Below are 8299 nucleotides of genomic sequence, written 5' to 3' on the forward strand. Positions count from 1 at the left end.
TATCTCGATTTGCCCAGCCGCCTCACCCCTTCTCCGCGGAGATCATCGCGTAGCAGGCCAGCGACTCCATGAACGGCTCGCCGCGGTACATCCGGATGGAATGGTCGGGTCGGGTGAAGCCCAGTTCCTCGGCGATCTTCACGGCCGCCTCGTGGTACCCGCCGACGCACATCCGGAACTTGCGGTCCTCCCCCGTGGTCAAGACGGATTCGAGAAGTCTGGTGGCCACCTCCGGGTCGTCGGGGTCCGCGACCCAGGGGCCCACGGGATCGCGCCGGGACCCCCGCCGGACGACAATGTACCCGCGGACCCGCCCCTTGGATCGGACCACGAAGGCGCGATCCGGGTAGTCCGCGAGGATGGCCTTGAGGGCGGCGCTCCGGTCGAGCCCCGTCATCTCCCGGTCGAACGCGAACACGGCGGCGTATTCCTTGGGTCTCAATCTCGCCGCCCTCGGCCTTCCCGCCTTGCCGTCGGCCAGGAGTCGCCACGAGGGATACTCCTCGAGGAAGCCGAGGCGGCGGTAGAACGCCTCTGTGCCCGCCACGCTGTCGAGCTTCGTGGTCCGGATCCCACGGCGATCGACGAAGTCGAGGCAGGCGCGCATCAGCGCCTCGCCGATGCCCTGGCGGCGGAGATCCCGGAGGACGATCACGGAGTGGATCCACGCCATCCGCCCGAACGTTAGCGCCGCGGCGGTGCCCGCAGGAATGCCGTCGGCCACGGCGAGGAAGGCGCCTTCGGGCTCGAGCCGAAGGAGCCGCACCCAGTCCGCGGGGACGCGGTCCCACTCCTCGGCGTCCGTCAGCATGATGCCGAACGGGACATCCGCCAGGGTGAAGGGACGGATCTCCACGGCCACGCCTTCCGGACGGACGACGCGGGACTATATCCCTTCCGTCGCCCGGTCGGTCTGGGGAACGCGGAGCCACGTCGCAACCCGGTCGCGGAGCGATTCGTACGCAGCGCGCTGGCCGGGCGTCAGGACGGGATCCTCGCACCAGCTTTGGAGGTCATCGAAACGTGAGGCGACATACTCCCGCTCCCGCTCCATCGCCGCGATGCGCAGTTCGACCTCGGCGGCCGCCAGGTGAGCGTCGTTGATCGCCTCCGTGTGGCGGAGGATGACATCCTTCGTGATCGTCAACCCCGCTCGTTTCGTCTCCTCGATTTCCACGATCTCGTGGACCACGAGGAAGGGCGACGCGAGGATAGCCGCTGGTTCCGGGTTCGGGTACGGCGTGTCGGTCTGCAGCCATGCCTCGAGTTCCCTCGCCGAGCCGCGCTGGGGGAACCTGTGGCGTGCGAGCAGGCCGTTGCCCGCTGCGACCGCCGCCTCGAACCGTGCCCGCGGCGGAAACAGGCCCATCGGGTCCGGCATAGGGCTCGTCTCAGAAGAGACCTGTGATGGTTCCCTTCTCGTCGATGTCCATGTGGACCGCGGCGGGTTCGGCCCCGAGCCCCGGCATGCGCATGATGTCTCCCGCCAGGGCGACGAGGAATCCGGCGCCCGCGCTCGCGCGGATGCCGCGGATGCGGAGGATCCAACCGGTCGGCGCGCCGAGCACGCGCTCGTCGTCGGAGAGGGACATCTGGGTCTTCGCGATGCACACGGGGAGGTTCGATAGGCCCGCGTTCTCCATGCGCTCCAGGTCATCCTTGGCCTCCGCGTCCAGGTTAATGCCATCCGCTCCGTACAGCTCGGTCGCGATCTTGGCGACCTTCTCCTCGAATGGGTCGTCGTCCGTGTACACGAGGCGGGTGCTCGTCGGCGAGGCCTTCACGGCATCGAGGACGAGCTTCCCGAGATCCTCGGCTCCCGGCCCACCGTCCATGTACGCCGTGTGGGGCGTCGCGGGTACTTTCTCACCTCGGCAGTGCTCGACCACCGCGTCGATTTCGCGATCCGTGTCGGAGGCGAATCGGTTCACCGCGACCACGGGAGGCACGCCCAGCTTCCCCAGGATCCCGATGTGGGCGTCCAGGTTCGGGAAGCCCGCCTCCAAGGTCTTCAGGTTCTCCTGCTTGAGGTCCTTGTACTTCGCTCCGCCGTGGTGCTTCATCGCGCGCACGGTGGTCACGAGCACGGCGACGCTGGGCACGTAGCCGCGGTGGCGGGTCACGATGTCCACGAACTTCTCGGCTCCCAGGTCGGCGCCGAAGCCCGCCTCCGTGAGGACCATGCCACCCGTGCCCAGGGCGAGGCGGTCCGCGAGGATCGAGTTGTGGCCGTGGGCGATGTTCCCGAAGGGGCCGCCGTGGACGAGGGCGGGGGTGCCCTCGAGGGTCTGCACGAGGTTGGGCATGAGGGCGTCCTTGAGGAGGATCGCCGCGGCGCCCACTCCTCGCAGGTCGCCTGCGGTCACCGGGCTTCCCTTGCGGTTGAACGCGACCACGGTCCGCGCGAGGCGGTCCTTCAGGTCCGTCATGCCCTCCGCGAGGCAGAGGATCGCCATGACCTCGCTCGCCGCGGTGATGACGAACCCGTCCTCCCGCGGCACCCCGTTCTTGGGGCCGCCGAGGCCGTCCACGAGGGCGCGGAGTTGGCGGTCGTTCATGTCCAGGCAGCGCTTGAAGTTCACGTAGCCCGGGTGGATGTCGAACTCGTTTCCGTGGAAGATGTGGGCGTCCATCATCGCGGCGATCAGGTTGTTCGCGGCGGTCACCGCGTGGAGGTCTCCCGTGAAGTGCAGGTTGATGTCCTCCATGGGGACGACCTGGGACCGGCCGCCGCCCGCGGCACCCCCCTTCACGCCGAACACGGGGCCGAGGGAGGGTTCGCGCAGGGTGATCACGGATCGGACCCGGAGGCGCTGCATGGCCTGACCCAATCCCACCGTGGTCAGGGTCTTCCCTTCGCCGAACTTGGTCGGCGTGGTCGCCGTGACGAGGATGAGCCTCGCCTGGGGATGTTTCTTGGCCCTCTCGACGGCGGCGAGACGGACCTTCGCGATGTGGGGCCCGTGGAGGACGAGGTCCTCCGGACCGATCCCGAGGTCCGCGGCCACGTCCACGATCGGTCGCATCTGGGCCGATTGCGCGATCTGAATATCCGTGGGCATCGCGGTCCTCCTTTCCGCCGCGGTAGGAGAGGTGTCCATAAATCAGTTCCGCAATTACCCCGTAATTTCTTCATGGTGGGCCGATACAGGAGGTACTGCCGCCCGCGCCTCGAGCCGCGCACCGTGGGGGCATTGGGCCGACATTACTTCATCAGCAGCGCGGCGCGGATCGCCTTCAGGCCGCGGACGTGGCCGAAGTCCATGAGGCCCTCGTGCTCGTCCACCCCGATCACGCGGGCGTCGTCGATGTCCGTCCGATTCAGGATGGGCGAAAGGTACGGATACGAGGAGACGTCGACTCCGAGGGCCAGGGGGCTGAACGCGGGCAGGACGATCAGGCGGTCCGTGACCAAGAACGCGGGCACGCTGACCACGGCGCCGAGCTCGTCCTTGAGCTTGACCGCGGGATGCTCATGACCCATGACGATCGGATGGAGGGTGGACACGTCCTCGTGGCCGTGCACAATCGTGTAGCCCGCGAGGTCGGCGCGGTCGCTCAGGGGCAGGTTGAGGTCGCCCAAAATGGTCGCGAGGTAGTTGTCGTGGTTGCCGCGCACGAGGACGGGCGTCACGCGGTCCCGGAGGAACCGCAGGACCTGCTTCACCTCGATCCATTCGTCGGTCAGGTTGCGGGAGAACTCGTGCTTGAAGTCCCCCGCCACGACGACCTTCTCCGCCTTGACCCGGTCCAGCATCTTCCCGAGGCGTTCCAGGATCACACGGCGCTGGAAACGCGGGATCGAGACGCCCTGCTCCGCGAGGGCGCCCTCGAAGCCCAGGTGGAGGTCCGAAATCACCAGGGCGCGTTCCTCCCGGAGGAAGAGCGCGAAGTCCCGCGTGACGTCAACGCCCTTGGCGATCTCGATGCGGTCCACAGTCCGACGAAGGTACATCGTCGCAATAAAGGATTCACTCCACGATCTTCCAGTAGGAATCCTTGCGGACGATCTTTCCCTTCCGGAACTCGAAGAGATCGCACCCTCGGACGTCAATCCGGGCGCCCGCCGCTGTGGTGCCCGTGAGGCGCCATTCCGAGACGCCATGGGTGCCGGCGACCCAATGCGCATCCTCACCGTAGTGCACGTCAGGAATGCCGGTGAAGCGCGCGCCCAGGCCCCTGCTGACCTCGTCCTTCCCTGCATATCGCCGGCCCCAGGGATCGGGTCCCCGCGGGGCGTCGAACACGCAATCGTCCGTGAAGAACGTCATGATCGTGTCCAGATCGTGGCGGTTGAACGCCGCGAGGAACGCCCTCAAGGTCGCCTCGGTCATCACAGCGTTGGGAGGCATCGTGTCCCCTCGGGTCGCCCGAAGGGGCGCGCGGAAATATCAGGTTTGGGCCGAGCTCCCTGGCTGACCCGCGAATGAAAGAAAATTGGAGCTCCGCGCCGGCCGCAGCCAGGGGAGCTCGAGTTAAGATGGTTCGTCGCTGTTGTGCCGTTGCGTTTAGAATCGGCGCGGCCGGCGCTTCGCGAAACAGTCTCGGCAGTAGACGGGCCGGGCAGGGTCCGGTTTGAACGGGACCTGCGTGGCCTGGCCACAGTCTGCGCATACGGCGTCGTACATCTGGCGCGGACCGCGGTCGAAGCCGCCTCGTCTTCCGCCTCTCTCTTCGTCCATTTACTTACTACCTATCCGGGCTTGAACCCGGATGGGAATGCGACACCCCTTCTAATTGATAAAGCTGCGTATCCCCCGGGATGTACTCGTTTCCTGGTCGGTCGAGCGAGCTTGGCCGCGTCCCACCGACGCAAGGCTCTCGCGCGACCGCCGCCCTCGGCAACCCGTCGTCGGTCGGCTTGGGTTGCCTGAAATAGCCGAGCCGTAATGGCTGCGCGCATGCGCATCGCGCTCCTCGCGGACATCCACTCGAACCTCCCGGCGCTCGAGGCCGTCCTCCGGGACGTGGAGGCCGTCGGCGTGTACCAGATCTGGGTCGCCGGGGACCTCGTCGGGTACAACCCGTGGCCGAACCAGGTCCTCGCGATCCTGAGGGAGCGGAAGGTCCGCGCGATCCGCGGCAACCACGACCGGGCCGCGCTGTCGGGCGACACCTCCTGGTTCAACGAGCTCGCGGCGGCTGCCGTCCGGTGGACCCGGATCGTCCTGACCCCCGCGAGCGTGGGCTACCTGACGTCCCTCGAGGACCGCGTGCGGGTCGCCCTGCCGGACGGGACCGTCGCGATGTACCACGGGAGCCCCCGGAACGACGACGAGTACGTGATGCCCTGGGCCGCGGACGAGGCGCTCGTGAAGGTCGCGGCCGCCCCGTTCGTGATCCTGGGCCACACCCACGTGCCCATGGCCTTCTCGACCCGCTACGGCATCCTCGTGAACCCGGGGAGCGTGGGGCAGCCCCGGGACCGCGACCCACGCGCCGCCTGGGCCCTCTTGGAGACGGCGACAGGCGGCGTGGAGCAGCGCCGCGTCCCGTACGACATCGGGAAGGTCATCGCGGAGATCCACAAGGCGGGCCTGCCCCCGGAGCTCGGGGAGCGGCTCACGTGGGGCGTGTAGCCGGAGAGATGATATCGCCCCCGCCGTTCCGGGGCGCGTGGTCCCCCTCTGGCTCCCCCTCGCGTCCGTGGACATGATGTCCTGGGGCGTCGGCCAGGTCCTCGTCAAGCGGGCGACGGACCGCTTGGGCGCCGTGACCATGGTCTTCTTCGTGACCCTCGTCGACGGCGCCCTGTACCTCGCGGTCTTCCTGGCCGCGGCCCAGCCGCTCGCCGCCTCCCTCCAGACCTACGTGGTCGCCACGCTGACCTCCGCGGTCGGCATCACGGGCTACGTGCTCTACTTCGAGGCGCTGCTCCGGGGGAACGTGTCCGTCGTCGCGACGATCACGGCGGGCTCGCCGATCATCACGATCCTGGGCGCCATCGCGTTCCTCCACGAGACCCCGACCGTCGCGGAGGCGGTCGGCATGGCCCTCCTCGTCGCGGTGATCCTCATCCTGTCCTACGAGCCCGTGGGCCGGGACTGGAAGGTCCCCGTGGCCGTCACCCTGTCCATCGCGATCCTCCTCCTGTGGGGCGTCTGGGGCATCCTGACCAAGGTCGCCGTGGACGCGCCCGGATTCGGGCCGTGGCAGCTCCTCCTCTTCTACAGCCTCTCCAACTTCGCTGGGGGCATCCCCTACTACCTCTGGCGCCGGAAGCGGTTCCCGCCGCCGAACCCGTCGCGATCCGCGTACGCGGTCGGGGCGGGCGGCTTCCTCCTGATGATGGCCGGGATCGTCGCCTCCACGGTCGCCCTCTCCATCGGTGACGCATCCCTCGTGACCGCGGTCGGCGGCTGCGCCCCCGTGGTCACCTCCCTCGTCGCGTTCGCCTTCCTTCGGGAGAAGGCGACCCCGGTGCGCGTCCTCGCCCTGATCCTCTTCATCCCGGGCATCGTCCTCGTCGCCTTCTGACAGCCGCACGCCGTCCCACGGCGGGTCGGGATCCGATTCCAAACGGAGTAATTTGGACATACGCCCATGTATCGGAAATGGTTCCCAGACATATGTACGATTTCTAGTCACGGGCGACTCGGAACGTACTTATAGAGACGGATGGATATGATATTTGTAAGAACGAGAAGGGGGATTCGCATGCGCATGAAGCGAGCGTGGGACCGGGCGAGCCGGAACTACGACTACCCGCCATGGGCCCTGACCTGTCACGGCTGCGGCCGGCCTCTGGACGAGTGCGCGTGCGTGTGTCCCTTCTGCGGCGAGCGCAACGGCTGCCGCTGCTGCATCGGGCCCGGGATCGCCACGGGCGGGGACTGAGGCGCCGGGAACCGCCCTCAATGTCCGTTTCCGCCACCCGCGCCTTCGAAGGGTGTCAAACAACCCTTATCCCCCCGAGGGCGAAGGGGTGGGGCGATGCCCATGAAGACATTCGGCCTTTGGGCGATTGCGATTGCGGCCCTCGTGGTGGTCGGCGGCGTCGCCGGATACGTCTTCCTGTACCAGGGGGACGTCGCGGTGTCTGTCAAAGACGCTCCCACGCTTGGGTCGTGGTCCCACGTCTACGTGACCTTCTCGGCCGTGGACATCCACGAGTCGGGCAAGGACAACGCGACGTGGAGCGAGCCCTTCAGCGGCAAGGCGACCGTGGACCTCGCGACCCTGACGAACGTCTCCCAGCTCCTGGGGAGCGCTCACCTGAGCCCGGGGCACTACGAGCAGGTCCGCCTCACCGTGACGAACGTGACGGGCGTGTTCGCCGGGGTGACGGTGTACCTCACCGTGGTGAACGGCACGGCCAAGATCGCCGAGCAGTTCGACGTGGTCTCCGGCAAGACCACGGCGATCACGGTGGACGTGGATCTGACCCAGTCCATCCACGGCAAGCTTGCGGCCGGCTTCACCTTCACGCCGGTGTTCGGGGCGACCGCGAGCCCGCCGCACTGATCCGAGGCACGGTCGTTTCCCCCTTTCCCTTTTCGCGACCTGGGGCCTCAGCGCCCCAGGACCATTTCCTTCAAGGCGATTGCTTGGTTGTGCGCTTCGTCGCGCGCACTGTAGACCAGGGTGACGTTCTCCTTCTTCGCGCGTTCGCCGAGCGCCCGGAGGTCCTCCCACTTGCTCCTTGCTTTGAGGTCCTCCCGGTACCGCAGGCGGAACTCGTCCCATTTGGCCGGGTCGTGGCCGAACCATTTCCGGAGCGCCTCGGTCGGGCCAAGATCCCTCCGCCATTCGTCCACACGGGCCTTCTCCTTGGTCATGCCGCGCGGCCACACCCGGTCCACGAGGATGCGGATCCCGTCCTCCTTCGCGGGCGGCTCGTAGACGCGCTTCACCTTGAGCATCGCCGCTCCCTCGGCGGAATGCACTCGGAACGGCGCGTTAAACCTTTGGCGGCGATTCAAGTTCGGTTCCTGCCATCGAGGGAGGCACGTCCGTTTGAAGATTGAGGTCTTTGACGCCCGGGTCGAGTGTCCGTGCGAGACAGTGGACCGGCTGGCGTTTGAACCGTAATGGGTTCAGAATCAGACATTTGCGCCCTTCTGACAGGGCTATTCGGGTGACTTTCTGGTAACCGGCCCCAATGACATGGGACCACGGTATGTGAGGCCAACCTTGGTCGGGGGGTGAGGACTGAGACCGCAACCGGCAACAAACCCGCCTCGGGCCGCGCTCGAGGCCCTTGTCGCGGCTGAACGCCAGGAATCAGCCCCCTTGTGCTGGCACGTAGGACTTCCTTTCCAGTTTGGGCTTTGTCAGTGACCTGTCGGGGTATTATCAA

General features: G+C 67.1%; 11 protein-coding genes. 4 read left to right on the top strand and 7 right to left on the bottom strand.

Annotated features, from left to right (window positions below):
- Window positions 1-22: 22 nt before the first annotated feature.
- The 6 genes from VEY12_04110 to VEY12_04135 all read right to left on the bottom strand — a co-directional run bounded on the left by VEY12_04110 (window position 23) and on the right by VEY12_04135 (window position 4682).
- The gene (locus tag VEY12_04110) at window positions 23-862 is read right to left on the bottom strand and encodes a GNAT family N-acetyltransferase (protein HYM39317.1); all 840 of its coding nucleotides are present in this window, start codon (window positions 860-862) and stop codon (window positions 23-25) included.
- Between the two features lie 24 nt (window positions 863-886).
- Entirely contained in the window at window positions 887-1381 is a 495-nt protein-coding gene (locus VEY12_04115) for a hypothetical protein (GenBank protein HYM39318.1), read from the bottom strand.
- 10 nt (window positions 1382-1391) lie between these two features.
- A complete protein-coding gene (locus VEY12_04120) occupies window positions 1392-3062 on the bottom strand; it encodes a formate--tetrahydrofolate ligase (protein ID HYM39319.1) in 1671 nt (556 codons plus the stop codon).
- 143 nt (window positions 3063-3205) lie between these two features.
- Entirely contained in the window at window positions 3206-3937 is a 732-nt protein-coding gene (locus tag VEY12_04125; GenBank protein ID HYM39320.1) for a metallophosphoesterase, read from the bottom strand.
- A 34-nt stretch (window positions 3938-3971) separates the two neighbouring features.
- On the bottom strand, window positions 3972-4352 hold the full coding sequence (locus tag VEY12_04130; GenBank protein HYM39321.1) for a nuclear transport factor 2 family protein: 381 nt from the start codon (window positions 4350-4352) through the stop codon (window positions 3972-3974).
- Window positions 4353-4508: 156 nt separating this feature from the next.
- A complete protein-coding gene (locus VEY12_04135) occupies window positions 4509-4682 on the bottom strand; it encodes a CxxC-x17-CxxC domain-containing protein (GenBank protein ID HYM39322.1) in 174 nt (57 codons plus the stop codon).
- 219 nt (window positions 4683-4901) lie between these two features.
- Here VEY12_04135 and VEY12_04140 point away from each other — a divergent pair, with 219 nt between their 5' ends.
- The 4 genes from VEY12_04140 to VEY12_04155 all read left to right on the top strand — a co-directional run bounded on the left by VEY12_04140 (window position 4902) and on the right by VEY12_04155 (window position 7464).
- The gene (locus tag VEY12_04140; protein ID HYM39323.1) at window positions 4902-5579 is read left to right on the top strand and encodes a metallophosphoesterase family protein; all 678 of its coding nucleotides are present in this window, start codon (window positions 4902-4904) and stop codon (window positions 5577-5579) included.
- A 37-nt stretch (window positions 5580-5616) separates the two neighbouring features.
- Window positions 5617-6477 carry a DMT family transporter gene (locus VEY12_04145; protein HYM39324.1) on the top strand — a complete coding sequence of 287 codons (861 nt, stop codon included), beginning with the start codon at window positions 5617-5619 and terminating at the stop codon, window positions 6475-6477.
- Window positions 6478-6657: 180 nt separating this feature from the next.
- Window positions 6658-6837 carry a hypothetical protein gene (locus VEY12_04150; protein HYM39325.1) on the top strand — a complete coding sequence of 60 codons (180 nt, stop codon included), beginning with the start codon at window positions 6658-6660 and terminating at the stop codon, window positions 6835-6837.
- 96 nt (window positions 6838-6933) lie between these two features.
- Window positions 6934-7464 (top strand): DUF4382 domain-containing protein, encoded by a 531-nt coding sequence (locus tag VEY12_04155; GenBank protein ID HYM39326.1) that lies wholly within the window; start codon window positions 6934-6936, stop codon window positions 7462-7464.
- A 47-nt stretch (window positions 7465-7511) separates the two neighbouring features.
- Here VEY12_04155 and VEY12_04160 read toward each other — a convergent pair whose 3' ends face one another.
- Window positions 7512-7862: a DUF488 family protein gene (locus VEY12_04160; GenBank protein HYM39327.1), complete on the bottom strand. Its 351-nt coding sequence runs from the start codon at window positions 7860-7862 to the stop codon at window positions 7512-7514.
- Window positions 7863-8299 lie beyond the last annotated feature (437 nt).

This window comes from Thermoplasmata archaeon, assembly GCA_035632695.1.
GTDB lineage: Archaea > Thermoplasmatota > Thermoplasmata > RBG-16-68-12 > RBG-16-68-12 > RBG-16-68-12.

What these genes read in the sequence shown, in the direction of transcription:
- VEY12_04115 (HYM39318.1), bottom strand. Translation starts at nt 1,381, where the DNA reads ATGCCGGACCCGATGGGCCTGTTTCCGCCGCGGGCACGGTTCGAGGCG.
- VEY12_04120 (HYM39319.1), bottom strand. Translation starts at nt 3,062, where the DNA reads ATGCCCACGGATATTCAGATCGCGCAATCGGCCCAGATGCGACCGATC.
- VEY12_04130 (HYM39321.1), bottom strand. Translation starts at nt 4,352, where the DNA reads ATGCCTCCCAACGCTGTGATGACCGAGGCGACCTTGAGGGCGTTCCTC.
- VEY12_04135 (HYM39322.1), bottom strand. Translation starts at nt 4,682, where the DNA reads ATGGACGAAGAGAGAGGCGGAAGACGAGGCGGCTTCGACCGCGGTCCG.
- VEY12_04140 (HYM39323.1), top strand. Translation starts at nt 4,902, where the DNA reads ATGCGCATCGCGCTCCTCGCGGACATCCACTCGAACCTCCCGGCGCTC.
- VEY12_04150 (HYM39325.1), top strand. Translation starts at nt 6,658, where the DNA reads ATGCGCATGAAGCGAGCGTGGGACCGGGCGAGCCGGAACTACGACTAC.
- VEY12_04155 (HYM39326.1), top strand. Translation starts at nt 6,934, where the DNA reads ATGCCCATGAAGACATTCGGCCTTTGGGCGATTGCGATTGCGGCCCTC.
- VEY12_04160 (HYM39327.1), bottom strand. Translation starts at nt 7,862, where the DNA reads ATGCTCAAGGTGAAGCGCGTCTACGAGCCGCCCGCGAAGGAGGACGGG.